This window comes from Runella sp. SP2, assembly GCF_003711225.1.
Lineage (GTDB): Bacteria > Bacteroidota > Bacteroidia > Cytophagales > Spirosomataceae > Runella.
Genome location: NZ_CP031030.1, coordinates 5,921,020 through 5,942,414 on the forward strand (window position 1 = coordinate 5,921,020; position 21,395 = coordinate 5,942,414).

Genomic DNA, 21,395 nt, shown 5'->3' on the forward strand with positions numbered 1-21,395 from the left:
ATTATTTTACTTCCGATAGCAGTGGGCTGTGCGTAAGCGGTAGCGATAAGAAAAAGGAAGTGCCGACTCCGTCTTCCGTTTCAAACCAAATATTCCCCCCCGCGTGTTCTACGCCTCGTTTGGCAATGGCCAAACCGAGGCCAGAGCCGCCTTGTTTGGTGCTGAAGTTGGGTAAAAATACCTTTGGACGAATGGGTTCGGGAATCCCGTTCCCGTTGTCCTGAACTTCAATATAAACGTTGCCTTCGTCGGTACGGAGTCGTAGCGAAATCTCAGGACGGCGGCCTTCGGGCACGGACTGAATGCCGTTGATAATGAGGTTGGTGATGATACGCCCAATGAGCTGTCGGTCGCCCATGACATTGACCCGCTGTACTCGAATATCTCGTTGCAGGGTGATTTTTGGGTCGTCAGAATACAAATCGGCGGCTTTGTTGAGGACAGACGAAATTTCAAACAACTCGTTTTTAGGCAACGGCATTTTGGCAAAATCCGAAAACGACGTGGCAATGTCACTGATATTGTCGATTTGGTCGATGAGTGATTCAAACGTCCGCCGAATTCGCTCGCTTTGGGGCATATTGGGCGGTAAATCACGCAGCATCGTTCGCTGAAGTTGCTGAATCGTCAACTTCATCGGGGTCAGTGGATTCTTGATTTCGTGCGCTACTTGCTTGGCCATTTCCCGCCAAGCCGATTGTTTTTCGTTTTTGGCCAACTCTTCTTTGCTTTCGCTGAGTTTTTTGAGCATATCGTTGTACGACTTCACCAACGTCCCGATTTCATCGTCTGATTTCCAATCTACGGGCTCGTTGAGCTGGTGTAAATTGATGCGACGAAACTTCTGCGTCATAAGTCGGAGTGGTATTGTTAAAAGGTTAGATGCCCAGTAAGACAGCACCAAAAACACCAAAAACATAATGGCAAAAACGCTCAAAATCGTCGAAATAACTTCAATAATTTGGCGATCTAACTCAGGTTTTGAATCAAAATGCGGAATACTAAGTACACCTAACGGTTTACTATTGCTACTGGCTCGCACGGTCACGTAGGCCGTACGGTATTGTTTTTTTCCCAACGATTCATCCAACAAAACTTCATTTTCGCGGTCTTGAATGAGGTGAATATAGGCGTCAGGGTTAATCCATTTTGAAAGTAGTTTGCTTTCGTAAATGAGCGGTTTGGTGGTCATAAACAACGTCCCATTGTTTGAGAAGAAATTGATGTCAACGTTGGCATCGCGGGCTATTTTTTCCAGTTCTTCTTTGAGGGCATCTTCGCTTCTCCCCCCCCTCAAGTGTTCTTCCAAATACTGTACAAAATTGGTAGCAATGTTTTTGGTACTAGAGAGGTAAGCGCTTTCTTGATTGTTGAAATAGTTGGTACTGATGACGCTCAAGGTAATGAGTACAATCAATATCAAAGGCAAAAAGAAAGCGACATTGAGTAAGATTTGGATTTTGGTCGTATAACTGATTTTCAGCCGTCGGAATCCATATTTGAGCGCATAAACGGCAATAATACAGATGACATACAGCACCAATACCAAGTACAAAAACGAAAAGTTGGAAGTCAGGCTTTTGAATGGATACGACTTTGACGATACCACCACATAACGTTTGTTTTTGTCTCGGCTTCCTACGTGTTTGTAATCGTACAAAAGGAGACCCGTATCAAAAAGTGTGGAATTATCTAGTACCGCTAGGGGCATTTTACGGTCGTAATTGTAGCTGCCCGAGCTGAACATAAGCTCCTTTTGGGCGTCATAAATAGCGTAACTATATTGTCGTGTTTCGGGAGTTGGAACAAACTTTTTGTCCATCAACAACTCTGGATACACATTTTTGGGTTGGTCTTCGCGGGGGTTTAGATTGAGCACGACCCACCCCAGCAAGAGCGAATCTTGCCGAATGTCAATCAGGCTGAGGTATTGTTTTTTGAAGTTATTGACAAGGTCATTGATAAAAAACAAGGAAGGATAGTTGGTCTGGTACTTCACTTGTCGATACGGGTGAGTGTAATCATCGAAGTTGAGGGCATCAAACGTATTATCAAGAGGCTGCCCATCGGCTTTGAACGAAAGTACCTCAATGTCGTATTTGTCAAAATATTTATCTAAGTGAATACTTTTTACTTTTCGCTGAATACGCTCGCGAGAGAGAATGGTATCACTGATAAATGTTTCTTGAATATCTACATCTTTGCTAATGGCATCTTTGGCACGGTCGAGCAAAAACTCGCCAAAAGGGTCGTTCTCGGCGATGATTTTTTGCCCAAATTCCTTCTTGTTTGTGATGTCTTTGCGGTCTTCTTCGGTATAAACGACGTAGGTTGTCACCAACGCCCAGAAGAATGCCCCCGTGAAATAATAAATGGTGGTGCGATACCGAAACGAATAGAGAATTCGGGGAAACCGTGAGAAATAAAGTACAATAAAATAAACGGCGTGAATCCACAAAACCCAGGTAAGCTGGCCGTCAAAAAGCCACAAAAGTAGTACAAAAACACCACAACTCAGCAAAAAAATGAGCGTTCCTTGAACGCGATTTTTTGGATTGAAGCGGATAAATAAACTAACAAATAAATGCGTTCCAAGGAAGTAAATGCTTGAAATACAGATAAATATAATGATACAGACAATCTTGAGGAGCGAGAATGAAATGCTCAAGGTGATGTCGAGGGTAAACTGCGATTTTTCGTAAATATTCTGCAATTCAGAAAAACATCCGTAAAAGACCCAAAAGCTAAGAAGGACAAATAGTCCCGAAAGCAGTACTTTGGGAACGCCCGAAATACGAAGTAAACTTGAGTAAATTTTGGAACGGAAATAAAAATCTGCCAAGTACAACACCAACAGAAAAACGACGATGGAGTTCAGCAGCAAGTCGCCCAAGGATGGAGCAATAGGCGAAGAAGCGTAAAATTTAGGATTAAAAATATCGTTCTCGTAAAACACAAACGGAACTCCAAAATACAGCATTCCAAGCCGTAAAAGCATCAAATACAGGGCAAGCAAGACAAAAGCGCGCTCATAATGACGCTCGCGGCTCCATCGGAGTATCCAACGGATGACGTGAACCCCCAAAAAGAAGATACACAATGCGCCCCAAATAATGCTGTTGACGGGAGTCGTCTGGTTATAGGTCTCAAATTTTGGGGGGGTAATTGAGAACAAGAAATGAGTGTTTTTGTCGAGGACATTGCTGTAAATAGGCCCCAAGCGCGTTGAAATCTGCTGAGGGTCAATCGAAAATAGCTCGGTATTGTAGCCCGACTGAAAGTAGTTATTTTTGTTTTTATAGTGGCTGTATAAATTAATCACCGAAACGACATCAAGGCGGGTGTCATTCTGAACTAACTGCCGCCGACTTACCAGAAACTTCCCTTGTTCAAAGGTAACTAGCTGGGTTTGGGCAATTTTACGAATTGATTCATATTCGGGAATAAAACGATAGTCGGACCAAAAAACCAGTTGCCCATTTTGGAATATGTAATAGGGATATTTGGTTGGATGACGAAAGGCAGAGAACTGACGAGAACTGTTTTGGGAGGCAATCGTCATGATTTCTCCTAATTCTTTGTGGGAGAGATCCAGTTCTTGTTTTACGCGTTCTTTGACAGCCGAAAAATATTTTTCCTCTGATGCTCCTAATGCGCCTCTCTCAAATACAAAAAACGATAGCAATGCCAACAGAAAAGAAGCAAAGGCCAGAAAAGCAAAAATATGTCGTTTAACTTGCTGCACGAACGTTAAAGATAGGGTTTGAGTTTATCCACAACCCTCCCTAAAATCGTGCCAAAAGTTACTTTTATCAAGAAGTATTAATAACTATCTCGCTGTCAGCTAATTATTTTACGACCGTAAAGCCTGCCCCATTGTCAGTTTCTTCAAAATCGACTTCCGTGCCTATGACATACATTAAGTGGCGTTTGTCGATGATTACTTTGATGGCGTCAATGTCATATACTTGGTCGTGTTCGGTAGGTGTATCAAAGCCTAACAAAAATTGCCCAACGCATCCACCACCTTTCATTCCAACGCGCAGACCGTAGCTGTCAGGTATTTTATTGGCCGTAAGGGTGTCAATAATTTCGCGTTTTGCCGTCTCTGAAATCCGAATAGGTTGAGCGTTTGCCATGTTGTTTTGTACGTTTGTCGCTACCCGACGCACTATTTTGGTGATACTTTGCGTTCTTTGCGGGAATAAACCTTGTGTAGGTAATCAAACAACAAATCAATGGAAATCGTCACCGACTTATTGAAAATTATTCTTCCATCGGCATTGGTGCTGTATGCCATGTACCTAACTGTAACGGCATTTTTGAAAAAACAATTGACCGAAAAAGAGGTAGAGTTACAACGTAAAAACGTAGAGATTGCGTTGCCGATTCGTTTGCAAGCATACGAACGAATGTGCTTGTTTTTGGAGCGAATCACGCCCAACAACCTACTCATTCGTACCAACGGAGTAGCTACGCAAGCCATTGAATTTCAGCAAATTCTTCTGCATGAGGTTCGAGAAGAATTTAACCATAACCTATCGCAACAAGTGTATATGAGCCACGATGCGTGGGAGCACGTTCGTTCGGCACAACAAGAAGTAATTACGCTTATTAATCAAGCCTCCGCAGAAGTAAAACCTGACGCCGCGCCGATTGATTTATCGAAAAAGATTTTTGAAAAAATCGTTCAAGAAAACCGAAACCCAACGGCATTAGCGCTCAAGTTTATCAAGAATGAAATTCAGCGGGAGTTTATGTAAAACGGGGTAACATAACCTCTCGAAAGTTCAACCTCTCGAAAGTTTTAAACTTTCGAGAGGTTAGCTAGCTAGCTAGCGAGTAACCCATAACTTTTGAGAGACGCGGCCTCGGTCAGGCGTTTGGTACGTCATAAAATAAAGCCCATTTTCCAGGATTTTATGAGGCCGAATCGTAAGGCTATTGTTAGAAGTTGCCTGAATATCAAACGGAATTTCTTGTCCCAACATCGTTATCAGTCGCAAACGGTCAAGCTCAAGATTATCAAACTGTAGGCGGACACTGCTCCCATCCGATGGGTTTGGATAAATAACAAACTGCGTTGCCTCGGCCTGAGGACTAACAGCTATAATTTTTGAATAATCCGACGTGCCGTCTTTGTCCACTTGCTTGAGTCGGTAATAATTGACGCCAGGGAGTGGTGCTTCATCCAAAAAGCTGTAATTAATAACTTGACGAGAGTCGCCTGCGGAGGTGAGTTTCCCAATCGTAGCAAATTCTTTTAAATCGGTACTTCGCTCCACGTTGAAATGGCTACTGTTGATTTCGAGCGCTGTTGCCCAAGAAAGTCGTACCCGTTCAGCTTCCGCTTTTCCTCGAAAATACATCAATTGTACAGGGACAATATTTGACCACGAAAGACTTGACAAGAAGATACTTTGGGTACTAAGTGCACCGTTTCTTGCGTCACTTCCACTGCCATAGGTGAGTGTAAAACGTTTTACGCCGCTATTACGAAAAGTGACGGTTGCACGGGTTGTATCTAAGGGGTCGGTATTGAAACCAGATAATACTTTAATGTGTGATGCTGTCCCGTTAGACAAAAAGGCAGTATTGGGGTTATAAGTAATTGTGGGTAAAATCCCCGCATTTTTGTCATCGTAAGCTTCAATAGCCACGCGATCTTGGTAATTACTAAAGCTCAACTCACGGTCAATTCCCAATAAAGCAAACGATAAGTTTGTGACGGGGTCGCTAAAAGTGAAAGAAATCGTGACGACCTGCGTACGGCTTCCGAGGTTCATACTCAACCACAGCCCCCGCGAGTCACTACGTGGAGTATTATTGTTAAAACGGTTGATAGCTCCTTGAATGTTGGCTGTTACGGTCACGGCAGGTGTACCTAAGTTGGTAAAAGTATGTGACAATGACCCGTCGGGAAGCCATTTGGTGGTTTCTGATTCCGACGTTAGGTCAACAAAGCCCTGCCCGAACGAAAGTTGAGTGCAAAGTACCGCCAACAAAATCAATAAACCCCTCATAAATCGTAAACAGTTACACATTCTCGTTGTTATTTTGATTCTACAAAATATATACGTAAGAAATGAAACAAAGATAGTTAAACTTTGTAAAAAAGTTACATTAAGCTTTCTTACAATTCATTAGCAAACTCAATTGCCTTTCTCAAGGCGGCTAGTTTGTTATTCACTTCTTGCATTTCAGAGGCAATATTTGACTTGGCTACAACTCCCATGCCAGCTTGGTAAAACAACGTATTGTTTTTACTCAAAAATGTACGAATCGTAATGCAGTGGTTGAAGTCGCCGTTGAAACTAATATGCCCAAGTGCGCCACCATAAATGCTACGATTGGTACGTTCGAGTCGATTAATGATGGTCATGGCGTTGTGTTTGGGTGCTCCCGAAAGCGTTCCTGCGGGGAATGTATCTGCCACAAGTTGAAGCGGGTTTACTCCTTCACTCATCTTGCCTGTTACTTTCGAGACAAGGTGAATGACGTGCGAGAAAAACTGAGCTTCTTTGTAGGTTTCTACTTTTACCACGTCGCAGCTACGACTCAAATCATTACGCGCAAGGTCAACGAGCATCACGTGTTCGGCCGTTTCTTTGGGGTCAGCGGCGAGTTGACGGGCTAGTTCGGCGTCTTTTTCGTCGTCGCCAGTGCGGCGGAATGTTCCTGCAATGGGGTGGATTTCGGCGTGGCCGTTTTTGATAAAGATTTGTTTCTCGGGCGACGAACCAAACACTTTGTATCCGCCAAAATCGAAGAAAAACAAGTAGGGTGAAGGGTTCACCGAACGCAAAGCACGGTAAACGTTGAACTCGTCACCTTCAAATTTTTTGCTGAACCTTCTTGATGGAACAATCTGAAAAACGTCGCCGCGCAAGCAGTGGTTGATGCATTGTTGGATGATACCCTCCATTTCGGGGTCGGTTACGTTGCTCTGCTCACTTTCTTGGGCTTTAAAGCGGAATGTAGCCATTTTTGGCGCTTTTACAATCATTTCGAGCGAGTCTAAGTCCATACCCATCGACTTGCTATGATTCGCGTCGTCGCGCGTTACGCCGTAATCGTGTTCAAAAAGATATACTTCGTCTTTGAAGTGGTTGAAGGCAATTACAAATCGATATACCCGATAAACCATTTGCGGAATGGCATTGTCAGGGGTTTTTTCTTGAATCTCAATGTCTTCAAAATACTCAACCGAATCGTACGTAATATGCCCAAACAAACCTCCATTGATAAAAGGGTGCTCGTTTTTAGGCGCGTCGAAGCGGTGGATAAAATCATGCAACTTTTGCATGGCCTGTTTACGATAAGGCAAAGGAAATGTTTCTTCACTTCCGTCAGGAAAGGTTTGAGTAACAACATCTTCGTCGATGACAAAAGAAGCAACGGGGTCGCAAGCGATGACGCTAAAGCCGTGTTCCATGCCGTGATACTCCGCGCTTTCGAGCATGACAGTGTAAGGAAACTTATCGCGAAGTTTGAGATAAACGCCCACGGGCGTAAGCATGTCACCTAGCAATTTTCTGCTTTGGGTACTGATTTTGAAGGTAGTGTCGGTGGTTGTCATGTATCATTTGAGATTGAGGTGCATAAAAATAAAAAGCCCGCTGTTTGATGAACAGCGGGCTTTTTTTGGTAAAAAAGTGAGCATAGTGCTATCTGTTCATCTCGGAAAAGAAGAACGCCACCACCAGCTTGTATTTTTTACGTTTGGATTCATGTCACAAAAGTACAATCGTGTTTTTAAAAACCAAATTTTTATTTTGAGAGGTGTTGAGAACCCTTATTTTTTCTTGTAGAAGTTATAGATGACCGATACCTGTAACGTGCGGTTGTAGAGCGACTCGGTGGAAGTGCTCGAAATATTGGTAAAACCGTGTACGTAGCGAAGGTTGAGGCTAAAGTCTTCGGCCATGTCCATAAAATCAAAGCGAAGCCCAGAGCCTAAACTAAACTCATTTTTACGAAGGGGAACAATCGTGTTTGGGTTATGAAGCAAGTAGCTAATTTCGGGAGCTACTTCCAACGTAAGACCTTCGGTGATGGTATAGCCCACCGTTGGTACAAAACTTCCGTAGTTAAAGTTATTGCGAACTACCTGAAACTCACCTTTAAACGTTCCTCCGCGTACAGAAAGCTGTACTTCTGGCTGGAATACCCATTTTCTATCGGGCGTACGATAACGAAAAAAGACGCCCAAATTAGGGTGTGATTGGCGTTTGAGGCTATAAATAAAGTTTGGAGAATAGGTACTTCGCGCAATGTTCAAACCTGCCTTTACCCCAAAATGTGGTTTAAGATAGAGTGTTTGGGCCGAAGCACCGAAGGTTAAAAACGCGAAAAAAAGTAATAATTTGTGTTTCAAATTCATTGTGATAGTTAATTAAATAGTCTTCTAATTCAAGCTAGGGTCGGTTGGATAATGTGATTTGACCCTATACTCGCCTCCCATTCGTCTCAAAACTGCTCTCCACAGCTGTTCGGAAGGAGTGTCAAATAAAAATGATGGCTCGGCATCGGCCACAATCCACGCATTTTGGTTTATTTCTTCCTCCAGTTGTCCTCCCGACCAGCCTGAATACCCAATGAAAAAACGTATATCTTGCTCGGTTATTTTGCCAACGTTGAGAAGGCTTACAATTTGTTCAAAATCACCACTCCAGAAACAGTTTTTGCCTACTGGAATGGCATCTTCAATAAACGGGAGTTGGTGTAAAAAATGCAAGGTGTTTTGCTCGACAGGCCCGCCCAAATACAAAGGAAGGTTGTTGACAACGGGCTCGCGCAAAACATCGTTCAAACTCAGATTGGTGGTTTGATTCAAAATCAGCCCAAACGTACCTTGCTCGTTGTGCTCACACATGAACACAACACTTCGCTCAAAATTGGAGTCTCCTAAGAAGGGTTCTGCAATCAAAAGTTTTCCTGTAGTGGGCTTTTTTATTGGCACAGTCTTCGTCTGTTTGTGAAATAAGACCTTTCAGAAGACAAAAATAAGGTTTTTTCTTGGCTACTGAATAGGCATTGGGGGAACTAAGTCAGTAAAAAAATAAGTAGTCGTGATGGCGGTGCCTTCGGCGGTGGTATAATGGTACGTTTTTTCGACCGTTTCGCCGATGTGAAAACGGATTGATTCTGAAAAATAGGGAGCGTCAAAAACAAAGGTGTGAAACTCCCCATTTTCGCCGCAAGGGTCGATGTGTGAAGGTAAATCTTTGACAAAATCGGCATCCAACACCCGTCCGCAAAACGATTTGTCAAGCACATCGCCATTGACACTCACGACGATAGTTTGGAACCCTTTGGCCCAAAACTCGTTCAATAGTTCGAGTGAATCCCGTTTCCATAAGGGAAAAACGCCCGTTAGTCCCAGTGGACGCAATCGCTCTTCGCGGTGTTGTCGAAGGTCTTCCAAAAAAATATCACCAAAGACCGAATGAGTTATGCCCGATGCTACCAAAGGCGTCAATGTCTCAGCCATACGGTGGTGGTATTCTTCCATCGAAACGGTTTCGGGCAGTCGAAGCTTGACAAGCGGCAGCCCTATGGCTTTTGCTTGCTGGTCAAGAAGTTCTTCTCGCACACCGTGCATCGACACCCGCCCATACGCTTCATTGACCGTCGTCAGTAGCTGCGTTACTTCCATGGTGGGGTGTTGCAAAACGTGATAAAGAGACAAAGCAGAATCTTTGCCTCCTGACCAGTTCATGAGGGTTTTGTGTTTCATTTAACCACTGATAATTGTGGAAAACGAACTTTGAGTAATTCAAAGCTTCCAAAGAAAAGCGCACCGTAGGCAAGTGTACCTGCTAGGAAATTGCGCATAAAAGGGAAACCTTGTGCCAATGCTTGTTGTAGCCCAGCCCAGTCGCGACTGAGGGGTAGCTGCGTACGAATGTCAGTTCCGCCGCTTAACCAGACCGTAAAATCAGACAAAATCCAATGAGTGATGGCTGCCGCAATGCTGGCCGCTATAACGTTTCTGAGGCTCACTTTTTTTAAGAGCACATTGCCAAGGAGGACTATTAACGCAAAAGTACCATATACCCAATACCAGCCGTCGTAAATAAAACCATACTGGCCGCCATAAATCACGTTATTGATGACCATATCGCTGATAAAAAGGGTCAGAAGGGGAAAAAATAAGGCTTTCCCGCGCTGCGAAAAATAAGCACCCGCAAATAGCCCCATGGCTCCAATGGGTGTGAAGTTGGCGATGGCTGAGGGCTGTGCTACGTTGATAATGCGAATCAACGCAAGGGCAAGAATGAAGCACAGCAGGGTCGTAAAACGAGGATTGATTGATTGTTTCATATTTTTTTGATAAATGGTATAGAAAAAAGGGAAACCCTCTCTTCGGCCTTATCAAAACAAGGCAAAAGAGAGGGTCAGCAAAGTCGCTCTTTAACTGAAGACTACAGAGAAATCGATCAGTATTCGTCTTCGTTGAAGAAGAAGTCGTCTTTGGTAGGGTAATCTGGCCAAATCTCCTCGATACTTTCGTAGGGTTGACCATCGTCTTCAAGTTCTTGAAGGTTTTCAACTACTTCTAACGGTGCTCCTGTGCGAATAGCAAAGTCAATTAATTCATCTTTTGTAGCGGGCCAAGGCGCGTCTTCTAAATAGGAGGCTAGTTCCAATGTCCAATACATACTCTCTTCCTTTTATTGGTTCTAAAATAGGTTAATTATCCTGTCGAATTGTGAAAATCCAACGTTTTTGGGCTGGAAATTGTTGCGAAGGATAGTATTTTTTTTGAATATGTCAAGAAGTTTTTTTTAAGTCCTGATAATCAATAAATTACTTTTATGCCATGATAGAATTCTTGCGCTTGGTAGTCCTTGCGAAGCGGGTGCCCATGCCAATCGTTGGGAAGTAGAATGCGCCGCAAGTCGGGGTGGTTTTCAAAGAAAATTCCGACCAAATCGTACGTTTCTCGTTCGTGCCAATCAGCCGTTCGCCAAATGGAGGATACCGAAGGTACCTTGGGCGGTGTGCCATCAGCAGGGCGCTCAGCGATGACTTTGATGGCTAAATTATGCTCATACGGAATCGACGTCAAATGATAAATTACTTCCATCGTGTTGGCAGCTGGGCCGTTGTCGATGCCCGTAATACAGGCTAAATAATCAAAAAACAAACGTTCGTCATTGGCCAAAAACTGACACAGTTCGAACAACTGGCTTGCCTGAATTTGCACAATGGGTTGGTTGGCTTTTTGGTTGACGACCGAAAACGAATCTATCCCAAACTGTTCGGTTAGTACCTGCGTTATTTCTGAAAATGTCATGAGGGTAAGGCTCAATTAGGCTACACGTTTTCTTTTTCTATTTCGAGCAAAAGCGTAGGTGCAAGTGGGTGTTCGTTGCTAATTTTTTCCTGCAATTTCAAAAACCCACCAATCAATGCCTCGGGGCGCGGTGGGCAGCCTGGCACATACACGTCCACAGGGATGATTCTATCTACTCCTTTCACGACGTGGTAGCCATGCTCCCAGTAAGGCCCGCCGCAGTTGGAGCAGCTTCCCATCGAAATCACGTAGCGAGGTTCGGGCATTTGCTCATAAAGGCGTCGGATTCGGTCGGCCATTTTGAACGTTACGGTGCCTGCCACAATCATTACGTCCGACTGGCGAGGCGAAGGCCGTGGAAAAATTCCGAAACGCTCAAGGTCGTAGTTGGACGCGTACGAGGCCATCATTTCGATGGCGCAACAGGCCAATCCAAATCCCATCGGCCAGAGCGACGAAAGCCGCGACCAATTGAGTAAGTCTTCGACGCTGGTGACAATCACCCCGCCATCTCCTGTTTTGAGTCTATTGTTCTGTAAATCCATGCTACGCGTTATCGGAGTGCTAAACTTTGACAAAGTTAGGTAAAACGTTGTGAAAGTTAGACGGACTGTGGTTCAAATTGGCCGTTGGCAAGGGTAAAAAATTGACTTTGAATGGCTTGTCGCTCGGTGAGGTAGCTGTTGTAATGAGGATAAAACCGCAACCGCTCGTCGATGGTTTGGTCGTGGACTCCCTGCAAGCCAAGCATCAACTCACAACCTTCGCGCACGGCAAAGTTGCCGCCGTCTTGGGCTGTGATGTAATCAACAAGCTTGTTTTTGATGACGTACTGCTGAAAAAGCGGGTTGCCTTTGTGGCGTATCAGAATCCGCACGCCACACTGCTCGGCGATGGATAAATCGAGGGCATCGTCAAAAAAGAAGGCTACTTCGCTGGCTTTCAGTCCTCGGCTGCTCATAAAATGTTCAAGTGCTTCGATTTTGTGCTTTATCCGAAAATAACAAGCATGGTAATGTTCTCGCTGCACAAGTTGAAACGACAGCAAATTTCGTTCACCCGAAATGACGGCCGTGTAAGGCATAGATGCTTGCGAAAGCCACCAGCCAAAACGCAGGAGGTTGGTTCCCATGGAGTCAACTTCGCTGAAATTACTGCTGCCTTGTTCGTTTTTGGTGCCGTCGTTAAAGACGCCGTCCCAGTCAAAAATAAAAGCTTTGATCGACGATAGTTTTTCTGCCAATTCAGAAACTGGCGTAATAAATTCTCCCCCAAGTTGGGTAAAAATAGCGCTTATGTCAGAAATCATAAATAAAAAAGTACTACAAAAACTCTGTTTAACAATATTTTGAATCGGTAGTTGTATCTGTAATAAAAACCCAAGAACTTGCGTTCGTTATTCAAACTAAAAAACCAATCTCGAAATGAAAAAAGTAAAAGTAGTGCTTTTCATGACATTTTTGTCGCTTCAACTCTTCGCGCAAGGAAATCCAGATGCTTGTCTAGGGACATGGTTGACAGGTTCTAAAAAGGGACACGTCCAAATCTACAAACAAGGTGACAAATATTTTGGTAAAATTATTTGGCTCAAAGAACCCAACGATGAGGCTACAGGCAAACCAAAGTTGGACAAAAATAACCCAGACGCACAAAAGAAATCGCGCCCTATCTTGGGCATGATTAATTTGAACAACTTTGCTTATGATGGCGACAACGTATGGGAAGGTGGTAAAATCTACGACCCTGAAAACGGAAAAGAGTACAGTTGTAAAATGAAATTGGTGAGCGCTAATCAGCTCGACGTAAGAGGGTTTATTGGCGTATCACTCATCGGCCGTACTGATACTTGGATAAGAGTTAAATAAGGAATGAACAATATCGGAGTAAATGGTTGTTGAGAAAGAAAAACCTAAAACAACGAACTCGTGAATACGCTTTTTCCTGTTTTTTTGAAACTAGAACAACTTCACGTACTCATCGTAGGTGGTGGGTACGTGGGGTTGGAAAAACTAACGGCCGTTTTGGCCAATTCTCCCCAAACGCAAGTAACGCTCATTGCTCCCGAAATCCGCGAAGAAATTAAAGAATTGGCGGCTGCTCACCCTAGTGTTGAATTGATTTATAGTCGTTACGAACCACATTTTCTAGAAGGTCGCGATATTGTGATTGTCGGTACCAACGACAAAGCGGTCAATCACCAAGTACAACAAGATTGCAAAGCTCGTAAGATTTTGGTCAACGTAGCTGATACGCCCGAGTTGTGTGATTTTTATTTGAGTTCGGTCGTGAAAAAGGGTGATTTAAAGATTGCAATTTCTACCAACGGAAAGTCCCCAACCTTCGCCAAACGCTTTCGAGAGGTGTTAGAAGAGATTTTGCCCGATTCGCTGCAAGCAACGTTGGATAATTTGCAACAAATCAGAAATAAGCTCAAAGGAGATTTTCAGGATAAACTCGAAAAACTCAATGAAATTACCAACGTGATGAAATAGTGCTTAGAACAGATTTAGTGAAAAAGCCTTGTCTTTGAAAACAAAGAAATAGAGCAATCCAAACAAGATGAGGTAGCTGATAATGAGCCACTTCTTCTTTTGTTCAAATTCATCGTGGTGGTGGTAGTAATCGTAATACATGGACGCGGAGAGGCCAAAAATCATGAAAAACCCACACATAACGGCGCAGTGGATGCGGTACGCCACAAATTCGTGGAGAAAACTTGCTCCCAACAAAATGTAAAGAAGCCACATACCAAAGCCTATACGGTACAAATAGACGCTCAAACGGCGGTCGTTTTTGATGTCAAAAAGTTTATCTAACATAATTCGGAAGGCTGTTTTTTAGTAAAATTAGTTAGTTTTGTCATAAAAGTCAAGTTTCTACGAACCCTATACGTTCATGCCATTAAAAGTCTTGGTGATTCGGTTTTCTTCCATTGGTGACATTGTGCTGACGACACCCGTGATACGATGCCTCAAAACGCAACGTTCTGATATTGAACTCCATTACGTAACCAAGGCTTCGTATCGGTTTTTGATTGCCGATAATCCTTACATTGACAAAATCCACGTGTTGGAAGAAAGCCTTTGGGGGCTTATCGGGAAGCTACGGCAAGAGAAGTTTGATGTCATCATCGATTTGCACAATAACCTCCGTACCCTCCAATTAAAAACGGCGTTGGGAGTCGAATCGTATAGTTTTAATAAGTTAAACTGGGAAAAATGGCTGTTTGTCAACCTTAAAGTAAAGGCCATGCCCAGCGTACACATCGTCGATCGGTACCTTGATGCCGTCCGAAAGTTGGGAGTCGTCAACGATGACCGAGGGCTAGATTATTTTATTCCTTACAAAGACATCATTGAACCCGATTGGTTGCCCATCACGCACCAACATGGCTACGTCGCCTATGCCATCGGCGGGCAACATGAAACCAAAAAACTACCCTTGGAACGGATGATTGAGCTTTGTCAGAAAATCAGCTATCCGATTGTGTTATTGGGGGGAAAAGAAGATGCCGACAATGGAGAAGCGATTGAGCGGGCGTTGGGAAAAGAACGGGTGTATAATGCGTGCGGCAAATGCAATTTCAACCAGTCGGCGTCGCTGGTGCAGCAATCGAAACTGGTTTTTAGCCACGATACGGGTCTGATGCACGTGGCGGCGGCTTTCAAGAAAAAAGTATATTCGATTTGGGGTAATACCGTCCCCGAATTTGGGATGTATCCTTACCAAACCAACTTTGTAATTCTGGAAAACCGCCAACTTGATTGCCGCCCGTGTTCTAAAATTGGCAATAAACGCTGCCCCAAAGGACACTTTAAGTGCATGAACGAGCTTTCGTTTCAGTTTGAAATCAAAGAGCTTAAACCACAGCAGCGGCCATAAGGCGGCCAATCAGCGCGGTGATTTTTTCCAAGCCTTCGGCGTCCACTTCTGAAAAATCATTGAGCTGGTCACTGTCAACATCAAGCACTATCACTACTTCGCCGTTAACACCAAAAACGGGCAACACGATTTCTGATTTTGAGGCCGAACTGCACGCAATGTGCCCAGGAAACTGCTCAACGTCAGGTACAATGATGGTTTCGCGGCGGGTATAACAAGCACCACATACGCCCCGATGATACTGGATACGGGTGCAGGCAATGGGGCCTTGGAAAGGGCCAAGTACCAGTTGCCCGTTTTTAGCGATATAAAACCCTACCCAAAAAAACTGAAATGCCTCTTTGAGCGCTGCCGCAATGTTGGCAAGATTGGCAATGAGGTCAGTTTCTCCTTCCACAAGGGCTTCAATTTGTGGATAAAGGTGCTCATAAATAAGAGCGCGGTCGGTTGTTTGCGGAAGATGAAGTGTTTCGGCCATCCGTTGATATTCTTTACATTTGTGGTTGTTCGACGTTTACTTTAACCCCTATTGACGTGTTTTGGCAAGCCACCTCCAAATTTATTCTAAAGAATCGTACAGTACTACTGGGTTTGGTGGTGCTGCTGACAGGTTTTATGGGGTTTCAAGCCTCCAAAGTTCGACTTTCTTACGAATTGGCCAAAATTTTACCTGCCTCAGATCCAAATTTTCAGCTTTACGAGGCATTCAAAGCAAGGTACGGTGAAGATGGAAATGTGCTTGTGATGGGCGTCGCAACCAACCAAATGTTTCAGCAGGAAGTATTTAGCGATTGGTACGAACTCAATCAAGCAATCAAAAAAATTGAGGGCGTGAAGGAGGTAGTTTCTAACGCCAGTTTGAGGGAAATTGTGCGCAACGATAGCCTGAAACGCTTTGATTTTGTCCCTATTGTCGCTCAAAAACCCCGTTTACAGTCGGAAGTTGACTCAATACGGCTCAAAATCAACCGATTGCCTTTTTACCAAGGCTTTATTGTCAGCGAAGACGGAAAGGCGCATTTGATGGCCATAACCCTCGACCAGCAAAAACTCAATGATGAAAGTCGGGGGGAATTATTGGAAGCTATTTTAAAAGCAACGGCTGTCTTTGAACGAAAACATTCTCTTAAAGTGCATTTGTCGGGGTTGCCTTACATCCGTACCGAATTTTCGGCCAAAGTAAGCCGTGAAGTTGTGATGTTTACTGTTTTGGCAGTGCTGGTAACGGGTTTGATTTTGATGTTTTTCTTTCGGTCGTGGTGGGTGATGCTGATTTCCTTGGGAGTGGTGCTGATGGGGGTTGTGTGTAGCGTAGGCTACATGGTGTTGTTTGGGTACGAAATTTCGCTGTTGACAGGGCTAATTCCCTCGCTCATGGTGGTGATTGGGGTGCCTAATTCCATTTTTTTGACCAACAAATACCACGAAGAGTTTGGCAAAACCAAAGACAAGTCGCAAGCTTTGGCAACGGCGGCGGAGAAAATTGGAGAAACCACCTTTTGGGCCAACATTACTACCTCCATTGGGTTTGGAGTATTCTATTTGACGGGCAGTAAATTGCTGGAAGAGTTTGGATTGATAGCATCTTTGAGCGTGATGACAATGTACATGATTTGTTTGGTGTTGATAACCATTTTGTACAGCTATCTTCCTGCTCCCAACGCCAAGCACCTTGCGCGTTTGGAAGAAAAATTTATCAGCCGTTTTTTACAAAAAGTAGATGGTTTAGTAAAAAATCGACGTCGGTTCATTTATCTGACGGTGAGCGTTTTAGTGCTGGTGTCGGCGTATGGATTAAGTCGAATCACGGCGATTGGCTTCATTGTAGATGATTTGCCAGAGAATGATCCGATTTTGACTGATTTACAATTTTTTGAACGTCATTTCCACGGCGTCATGCCTTTTGAGGTAAGCATCGACACGGGGCGGCCTGGGAGGGTATTTGCGCCGCAGACATTGACCAAAATACGGCAGATGCAAAAAGAATTTGCGACGCACCCTGAGTTTACCAAGCCGTTGTCGTTGGTCGAAGCCATCAAGTTTATTTATCAAGCCTATCGTGGCGGAGACCCCAAGTATTTCGTGCTTCCAGGGGCGCTGGAGTTGAATAAATTGGCCGAATATACGGGGGCGACCAAAGGGACGGAAGCTAGTTTTGGAAGTTTTATTGATACGACGCGCCGTTATACGCGGGTGAGTTTTCAAGTGGCCGATATTGGTACCAAACGCATTGATGCCTTGTACGACCTGCTTCAACCCAAAATTGACAGCATTTTCAACATCAACCCTGAGACAGGGACGTGGCTTGACAAAGAAGACCGATACGAAGCCCAAATTACGGGTAACAGTGTCGTGTTTACCAAAGGCAATGATTATTTGCTTCAAAATTTGGTCGAAAGTACACTATTGGCCATTGGGTTGATTTCGGTACTGATTGTCGTTTTGTTTGGAAATTGGCGAATGATTCTGATTGCTGTCATTCCTAGCTTGGTTCCGTTGGTGATTACGGCGGGCATTATGGGTTTTGCAGGAATTCACCTTAAACCCTCAACAACGCTTATTTTTAGCATTGCTTTTGGGCTTTCGTCCGATGGAACGATTTACTTTTTGACCAAATACAAAGACGAATTTCGTAACAAAGGCCGAACTGTTGCCGATGCCGTTTCTCAAACGATTCAGTTTACTGGAATCAGTATGTTTTACACGGCTATTATACTCTTCGTAGGATTTGTTATTTTTACAGCTTCTACGTTTAAAGGCACAGTGGCGCTGGGAATTTTGGTTTCGATTACCTTGTTAATGGGAATGTTGTCCAATTTAATCCTTCTCCCTGCGTTTTTGTTATGGATGAATAAAAAAATAACCCAATGAAAATACTTTTTAATATCATACTCATCTTCATTATGTTGGTGGCTTTTGTCCCTGCGTTCCGCCGCTTTTTGTTTTGGCTGTTGGTGGGGCGTCAGTTGGTCAAAGAACAACGTAAAAATTCTCCAGCGGCCCAACAACGCCGCGAGGGGGAGATTAGGGTAGAGAAAAAACCTTCCAATTCAGGAACGTCGCGTTTTGAAGGTGGCGAATATGTGGACTACGAGGAAGTGAAAGACTAACCCTTTGGATGTATTATGTGGGACTGGCTTTCTTTGGAGTGGTTTACGTTGGCAAAACTACGCGCATTTTCGTGGACACATCCGTACTATTTGTACGGTATTTTGGCCATTCCCGTGGCATTTTGGCTACGAAATGTGTTTCATGCAGGGTCGGTTCAACGGCTGGGAATTACATTTGTCGATAAAGATGCGCCTAGAAGCTGGTCGGTGGCGCTGCGGTATTTATTTCCTCTAACTGGCTTTCTTGCCCTGAGTTGTTTATTAATAGCGCTTGCGCGTCCTCAGCTAATCAATACTTTGACCGAACGAGATGCTGAAGTGATAGACATCATGTTGGCTTTGGATATTTCGGATTCGATGTTAGAAAAAGACTTGCCCCCCAACCGCTTGGCATCGGCCAAAAGCGTTGCCAAATCGTTTATTGGCGGTCGTTTGCAAGACCGAGTGGGGTTGGTGGTGTTTGCGGGAGAAGCAATTACGCTTTGTCCGCTTACCAACGACTACGAACTGATTTATGGTTTTTTGGAGGAAGTCGATCACCGCATGATTACAGTGGCTGGAACGGCCGTGGGGAGTGCTTTGGCCGTATGTATCAACCGATTGCGGGAAAGTCTAGCCAAGTCAAAAGTTGTTATTTTATTGAGTGACGGAGAAAATACCGCAGGGAATCTCGACCCAACCACCGCCGCGCAACTTGCCAAAGCCTTTGGCATACGGGTTTATACTATTGCTGTTGGTAAACCATTTATTAGCAGGGCCGTACGCGATTCTGTAGGAACAAAGCTGGTGCATTCGGTAGCCGACGAGGCCATGCTCAAGACCATTTCTTCTACCACCAATGGCCATTTCTATCGAGCTACCGACAATACCACGCTTGCACAAGTGTTTCGCCAAATTGACCGATTGGAACGAGTCAATGTCAAAAATCGACGTTACCAAGAAGTCAAAGATTATTACCGAATTTACCTCAACTGGGCGATTACCTTCTTTTTATGCCTACTGCTGCTCAAGGCCACTTTCGTCGCCAATGTCTTGGAAGATTAATTGTCCACCACTGCTGCTACTGCCACTTGGGTTTTGCTTGCCCTAGCAATAGGGTCAGGTACTCCGTCGGGGTCATTGGAGGCTGTTCCTGAGGTTGGAATATTTATCCCTTTGATTAAAAGTAAACCCGCTACGTGGGGTGCCGCCATAGAAGTGCCCGAAAGAATGGCATAACGGCCATTGGAATAAGTGGAAAGAATACGAACCCCGTAAGCAGCGACATCCACGGCGTCGTTGCCATAATTGGAAAAGCTCGCAAAACGCCCCGTACTATCTACCGCTGACACCGTGAAAATATTGCTGTGATTAAGTCTCGCGGGTGAAAAACCGCTGGCAAGCTTGGCGTCGTTTCCTGCGGCAATGGAAAACAAAATCCCTAAATTGGCGGTAGCCTGTACTTCGCGGTCGAGGGTGGTTGAAATACCTTCTAAACCCAAACTCATATTGACGACATCGCCCGCTTTGCCATTTTGGCGGATGTAAGAAAGCGCCGAAATCACACTCGAGAGTCGCCCTTCGCCCAACTGGTCTAGTACTTTGAGTGCCACTATTTTGGCACCTGATGCAACGCCCATTACCCCCAAGGTGTTGTTTTTCGCCCCAATAATTCCCGCCACGTGGGTACCGTGTCCGTTGTTGTCTTCGGCAGTCGTGATGCCGCTGATGAACGATTGACTGCGTTGGGTGTCGATGTTGAGGTCAGGATGGTCGAGGTCAACGCCCGTATCAATAATCCAGACGGTTTTGTCTTGGAAGTTTTCTCCGTTGCCATACCCTGTTTTTCTAACGTTCCAAGTAACAGACGTCGCACTTACCACTTCCAAACAAGAACATAAACCAACTCTTCGGTCGGGTTCAATGAGTTCAATGCTGGGGTCAGTTTGTAAGGAATGAACTTCTGTTGGGGTGAGGCTGGCAAAAAAGCCCTCGCGGTGTCCTTTGAAGGTAGTACGAATAGCTTTTGAAGAAAGGTTATATTTCTTACGCAGTTGGTCAGAAAGGTTGGCTATTCGAGCAGTGGTGCTAGATGTGCTAGAAACTTCTTTGAGCGTAATAATGTATTCACCCTCAATGATATCGCCACTGGTGGCGGAAGCAGTCACTAAACAATCAGCCGCAGGTGCCGTTGACGTAATTTCACGCTGACAGCTTGCAAGTCCTACGAAAGTAAGGAGTACGATTACTTTTTTCATTCTGTGTTAAGACGGGTTGGTTAAGAAAAAAGTAAACGTAATGGGTCATAAGGAAGCGCTACGAAGGGGTGAACGAAGATTGGTAAGTTGTTTGAAAAGTAACGCAGTTGTCGCTCAAAAATTGTTGTATAAACAAAAAGCGGCCGCACTTCGATGGAGAAATGCTGCCGCTTTTGAAGCCTAAGACGTGCTTATTTTTTAGCTTTAGCCGCGTCTTTTTCTTTGTACTCTTTGTTAAGACCTTCTACGATTTTCTTGGTTACGTCAAGGCTAGCATCGGCAAACAAAATGCCGCCACCTTTGCTGTAGCCCAATACAAACTCGTAGCCACTTTCTTTGTTGTATTTTTTGATGTAATCGAAGATGTTGGTATAAAACTCTTCTGTTTTCTTCAAACGTTCTTCTTCCAGTTTACGAAGTTGCTCATCGCGGTATTTCGTAATGTCTTGCTCTTCTTTGCCTAACTGCGCTTGCGCTGCTTGAGCTTGGTCTTGCGAAAGAGCTCCTTGCTGGGCACGTTGTTGGAAGAAAGCCACTTTATTTTGGAAGGTGCGTCCTTTGTTAGCTAGGTCGTTTTCCAACTGAAAGCCTTTGCTTTCAAACTCTTTTTGAAAGTCTTTGTAATAATCATAGTTTTTGAGAAGCGAATCAGCTTGCACATAAACGATTTTTTTGCCTTTTGCGGCATCAGGAGTGCTACTGCTATCTCCCCCTGAGTGATGTTGGAAGTGTTGGTATCCCAAAAAAACGACGGCCAAAGTCAAAACTGCATTCCAAATAAGTAGTCCGTTTTTCACTGTAAAATTGTTTTAAAGTTTTTAAAAGTTAATCGTAAACAAGTCCCTTTCATCGTTAAATTTGTAA

23 protein-coding genes are annotated in these 21,395 nt (G+C 44.2%); 7 read left to right on the forward strand and 16 right to left on the reverse strand.

Going from position 1 to position 21,395, the window contains the following annotated elements; all coding sequences use genetic code 11:
• Position 1 precedes the first annotated feature (1 nt).
• Positions 2 to 3,745, reverse strand: a complete 3,744-nt coding sequence (locus tag DTQ70_RS23820; RefSeq protein WP_122933111.1) for a PAS domain-containing sensor histidine kinase — start codon at positions 3,743 to 3,745, stop codon at positions 2 to 4.
• Between the two features lie 103 nt (positions 3,746 to 3,848).
• Complete coding sequence (locus DTQ70_RS23825) at positions 3,849 to 4,139, reverse strand: iron-sulfur cluster assembly accessory protein (RefSeq protein WP_122934537.1); 291 nt, start codon at positions 4,137 to 4,139, stop codon at positions 3,849 to 3,851.
• Positions 4,140 to 4,238: 99 nt separating this feature from the next.
• On the opposite strand from DTQ70_RS23825, the gene DTQ70_RS23830 reads away from it, so the two are divergent.
• A complete protein-coding gene (locus DTQ70_RS23830; RefSeq protein ID WP_122933112.1) occupies positions 4,239 to 4,763 on the forward strand; it encodes a hypothetical protein in 525 nt (174 codons plus the stop codon).
• 72 nt (positions 4,764 to 4,835) lie between these two features.
• Here the strand turns inward: DTQ70_RS23830 and DTQ70_RS23835 are convergent, their stop codons facing one another.
• From DTQ70_RS23835 to DTQ70_RS23885, 10 genes are all read right to left on the reverse strand, one after another.
• The gene (locus tag DTQ70_RS23835; RefSeq protein WP_164490181.1) at positions 4,836 to 6,023 is read right to left on the reverse strand and encodes a T9SS type A sorting domain-containing protein; all 1,188 of its coding nucleotides are present in this window, start codon (positions 6,021 to 6,023) and stop codon (positions 4,836 to 4,838) included.
• 110 nt (positions 6,024 to 6,133) lie between these two features.
• Positions 6,134 to 7,579 carry an anthranilate synthase component I family protein gene (locus DTQ70_RS23840; protein ID WP_122933114.1) on the reverse strand — a complete coding sequence of 482 codons (1,446 nt, stop codon included), beginning with the start codon at positions 7,577 to 7,579 and terminating at the stop codon, positions 6,134 to 6,136.
• A 216-nt stretch (positions 7,580 to 7,795) separates the two neighbouring features.
• Positions 7,796 to 8,383 (reverse strand): outer membrane beta-barrel protein, encoded by a 588-nt coding sequence (locus DTQ70_RS23850; protein WP_122933116.1) that lies wholly within the window; start codon positions 8,381 to 8,383, stop codon positions 7,796 to 7,798.
• Positions 8,384 to 8,407: 24 nt separating this feature from the next.
• Positions 8,408 to 8,962, reverse strand: coding sequence for a YqgE/AlgH family protein (locus DTQ70_RS23855; protein WP_122933117.1), 555 nt, complete (start codon positions 8,960 to 8,962; stop codon positions 8,408 to 8,410).
• Between the two features lie 60 nt (positions 8,963 to 9,022).
• Positions 9,023 to 9,739 carry a diphthine--ammonia ligase gene (locus DTQ70_RS23860; protein ID WP_229599999.1) on the reverse strand — a complete coding sequence of 239 codons (717 nt, stop codon included), beginning with the start codon at positions 9,737 to 9,739 and terminating at the stop codon, positions 9,023 to 9,025.
• Positions 9,736 to 10,326 carry a DUF6580 family putative transport protein gene (locus DTQ70_RS23865; protein ID WP_122933118.1) on the reverse strand — a complete coding sequence of 197 codons (591 nt, stop codon included), beginning with the start codon at positions 10,324 to 10,326 and terminating at the stop codon, positions 9,736 to 9,738. The genes DTQ70_RS23860 and DTQ70_RS23865 overlap by 4 nt, the downstream gene beginning before the upstream one ends.
• 116 nt (positions 10,327 to 10,442) lie before the next feature.
• On the reverse strand, positions 10,443 to 10,664 hold the full coding sequence (locus DTQ70_RS23870; RefSeq protein WP_013927448.1) for a DUF2795 domain-containing protein: 222 nt from the start codon (positions 10,662 to 10,664) through the stop codon (positions 10,443 to 10,445).
• 140 nt (positions 10,665 to 10,804) lie between these two features.
• Positions 10,805 to 11,302, reverse strand: coding sequence for an NADH-quinone oxidoreductase subunit C (locus DTQ70_RS23875; protein ID WP_122934539.1), 498 nt, complete (start codon positions 11,300 to 11,302; stop codon positions 10,805 to 10,807).
• Between the two features lie 20 nt (positions 11,303 to 11,322).
• Positions 11,323 to 11,847, reverse strand: a complete 525-nt coding sequence (gene nuoB, locus DTQ70_RS23880; protein ID WP_028522406.1) for an NADH-quinone oxidoreductase subunit NuoB — start codon at positions 11,845 to 11,847, stop codon at positions 11,323 to 11,325.
• 56 nt (positions 11,848 to 11,903) lie between these two features.
• Positions 11,904 to 12,611 (reverse strand): phosphatase, encoded by a 708-nt coding sequence (locus DTQ70_RS23885; protein ID WP_122933119.1) that lies wholly within the window; start codon positions 12,609 to 12,611, stop codon positions 11,904 to 11,906.
• 115 nt (positions 12,612 to 12,726) lie between these two features.
• On the opposite strand from DTQ70_RS23885, the gene DTQ70_RS23890 reads away from it, so the two are divergent.
• Both DTQ70_RS23890 and DTQ70_RS23895 read left to right on the forward strand, forming a co-directional pair.
• Complete coding sequence (locus DTQ70_RS23890) at positions 12,727 to 13,167, forward strand: DUF2147 domain-containing protein (RefSeq protein ID WP_122933120.1); 441 nt, start codon at positions 12,727 to 12,729, stop codon at positions 13,165 to 13,167.
• Between the two features lie 60 nt (positions 13,168 to 13,227).
• Positions 13,228 to 13,794 carry a bifunctional precorrin-2 dehydrogenase/sirohydrochlorin ferrochelatase gene (locus DTQ70_RS23895; RefSeq protein ID WP_122933121.1) on the forward strand — a complete coding sequence of 189 codons (567 nt, stop codon included), beginning with the start codon at positions 13,228 to 13,230 and terminating at the stop codon, positions 13,792 to 13,794.
• Positions 13,795 to 13,797: 3 nt separating this feature from the next.
• Here DTQ70_RS23895 and DTQ70_RS23900 read toward each other — a convergent pair whose 3' ends face one another.
• Positions 13,798 to 14,121: a hypothetical protein gene (locus DTQ70_RS23900; protein WP_122933122.1), complete on the reverse strand. Its 324-nt coding sequence runs from the start codon at positions 14,119 to 14,121 to the stop codon at positions 13,798 to 13,800.
• Positions 14,122 to 14,197: 76 nt separating this feature from the next.
• Here DTQ70_RS23900 and DTQ70_RS23905 point away from each other — a divergent pair, with 76 nt between their 5' ends.
• Positions 14,198 to 15,184, forward strand: coding sequence for a glycosyltransferase family 9 protein (locus tag DTQ70_RS23905; protein WP_122933123.1), 987 nt, complete (start codon positions 14,198 to 14,200; stop codon positions 15,182 to 15,184).
• Here DTQ70_RS23905 and DTQ70_RS23910 read toward each other — a convergent pair.
• Positions 15,162 to 15,662 carry a GAF domain-containing protein gene (locus DTQ70_RS23910; RefSeq protein ID WP_122933124.1) on the reverse strand — a complete coding sequence of 167 codons (501 nt, stop codon included), beginning with the start codon at positions 15,660 to 15,662 and terminating at the stop codon, positions 15,162 to 15,164. The two genes, DTQ70_RS23905 and DTQ70_RS23910, sit on opposite strands and share 23 nt — an antisense overlap.
• Positions 15,663 to 15,718: 56 nt before the next feature.
• Here DTQ70_RS23910 and DTQ70_RS23915 point away from each other — a divergent pair, with 56 nt between their 5' ends.
• The 3 genes from DTQ70_RS23915 to DTQ70_RS23925 are packed head-to-tail and all read left to right on the forward strand — an operon-like array spanning position 15,719 to position 19,338.
• Positions 15,719 to 18,055, forward strand: coding sequence for an RND family transporter (locus DTQ70_RS23915; RefSeq protein WP_229600000.1), 2,337 nt, complete (start codon positions 15,719 to 15,721; stop codon positions 18,053 to 18,055).
• The gene (locus DTQ70_RS23920) at positions 18,052 to 18,294 is read left to right on the forward strand and encodes a DUF4834 domain-containing protein (RefSeq protein ID WP_122933125.1); all 243 of its coding nucleotides are present in this window, start codon (positions 18,052 to 18,054) and stop codon (positions 18,292 to 18,294) included. The genes DTQ70_RS23915 and DTQ70_RS23920 overlap by 4 nt, the downstream gene beginning before the upstream one ends.
• Before the next feature lie 15 nt (positions 18,295 to 18,309).
• Positions 18,310 to 19,338, forward strand: coding sequence for a VWA domain-containing protein (locus DTQ70_RS23925; protein WP_122933126.1), 1,029 nt, complete (start codon positions 18,310 to 18,312; stop codon positions 19,336 to 19,338).
• Here the strand turns inward: DTQ70_RS23925 and DTQ70_RS23930 are convergent.
• Both DTQ70_RS23930 and DTQ70_RS23935 read right to left on the reverse strand, forming a co-directional pair.
• Complete coding sequence (locus DTQ70_RS23930) at positions 19,335 to 20,531, reverse strand: S8 family serine peptidase (protein WP_122933127.1); 1,197 nt, start codon at positions 20,529 to 20,531, stop codon at positions 19,335 to 19,337. The two genes, DTQ70_RS23925 and DTQ70_RS23930, sit on opposite strands and share 4 nt — an antisense overlap.
• A gap of 191 nt (positions 20,532 to 20,722) precedes the next feature.
• Positions 20,723 to 21,328, reverse strand: a complete 606-nt coding sequence (locus DTQ70_RS23935) for an OmpH family outer membrane protein (protein WP_122933128.1) — start codon at positions 21,326 to 21,328, stop codon at positions 20,723 to 20,725.
• Between the last annotated feature and the right edge of the window lie 67 nt (positions 21,329 to 21,395).

Bases quoted from the DNA above. Each gene is read 5' to 3' on its own strand.
- DTQ70_RS23825 (WP_122934537.1), bottom strand. From the start codon at position 4,139: ATGGCAAACGCTCAACCTATTCGGATTTCAGAGACGGCAAAACGCGAA.
- DTQ70_RS23840 (WP_122933114.1), bottom strand. From the start codon at position 7,579: ATGACAACCACCGACACTACCTTCAAAATCAGTACCCAAAGCAGAAAA.
- DTQ70_RS23905 (WP_122933123.1), top strand. From the start codon at position 14,198: ATGCCATTAAAAGTCTTGGTGATTCGGTTTTCTTCCATTGGTGACATT.
- DTQ70_RS23835 (WP_164490181.1), bottom strand. From the start codon at position 6,023: ATGAGGGGTTTATTGATTTTGTTGGCGGTACTTTGCACTCAACTTTCG.
- DTQ70_RS23930 (WP_122933127.1), bottom strand. From the start codon at position 20,531: ATGAAAAAAGTAATCGTACTCCTTACTTTCGTAGGACTTGCAAGCTGT.
- DTQ70_RS23830 (WP_122933112.1), top strand. From the start codon at position 4,239: ATGGAAATCGTCACCGACTTATTGAAAATTATTCTTCCATCGGCATTG.
- DTQ70_RS23890 (WP_122933120.1), top strand. From the start codon at position 12,727: ATGAAAAAAGTAAAAGTAGTGCTTTTCATGACATTTTTGTCGCTTCAA.
- DTQ70_RS23920 (WP_122933125.1), top strand. From the start codon at position 18,052: ATGAAAATACTTTTTAATATCATACTCATCTTCATTATGTTGGTGGCT.
- DTQ70_RS23850 (WP_122933116.1), bottom strand. From the start codon at position 8,383: ATGAATTTGAAACACAAATTATTACTTTTTTTCGCGTTTTTAACCTTC.
- DTQ70_RS23885 (WP_122933119.1), bottom strand. From the start codon at position 12,611: ATGATTTCTGACATAAGCGCTATTTTTACCCAACTTGGGGGAGAATTT.
- DTQ70_RS23900 (WP_122933122.1), bottom strand. From the start codon at position 14,121: ATGTTAGATAAACTTTTTGACATCAAAAACGACCGCCGTTTGAGCGTC.
- nuoB (WP_028522406.1), bottom strand. From the start codon at position 11,847: ATGGATTTACAGAACAATAGACTCAAAACAGGAGATGGCGGGGTGATT.
- DTQ70_RS23875 (WP_122934539.1), bottom strand. From the start codon at position 11,302: ATGACATTTTCAGAAATAACGCAGGTACTAACCGAACAGTTTGGGATA.
- DTQ70_RS23860 (WP_229599999.1), bottom strand. From the start codon at position 9,739: ATGAAACACAAAACCCTCATGAACTGGTCAGGAGGCAAAGATTCTGCT.
- DTQ70_RS23910 (WP_122933124.1), bottom strand. From the start codon at position 15,662: ATGGCCGAAACACTTCATCTTCCGCAAACAACCGACCGCGCTCTTATT.
- DTQ70_RS23870 (WP_013927448.1), bottom strand. From the start codon at position 10,664: ATGTATTGGACATTGGAACTAGCCTCCTATTTAGAAGACGCGCCTTGG.
- DTQ70_RS23865 (WP_122933118.1), bottom strand. From the start codon at position 10,326: ATGAAACAATCAATCAATCCTCGTTTTACGACCCTGCTGTGCTTCATT.
- DTQ70_RS23925 (WP_122933126.1), top strand. From the start codon at position 18,310: ATGTGGGACTGGCTTTCTTTGGAGTGGTTTACGTTGGCAAAACTACGC.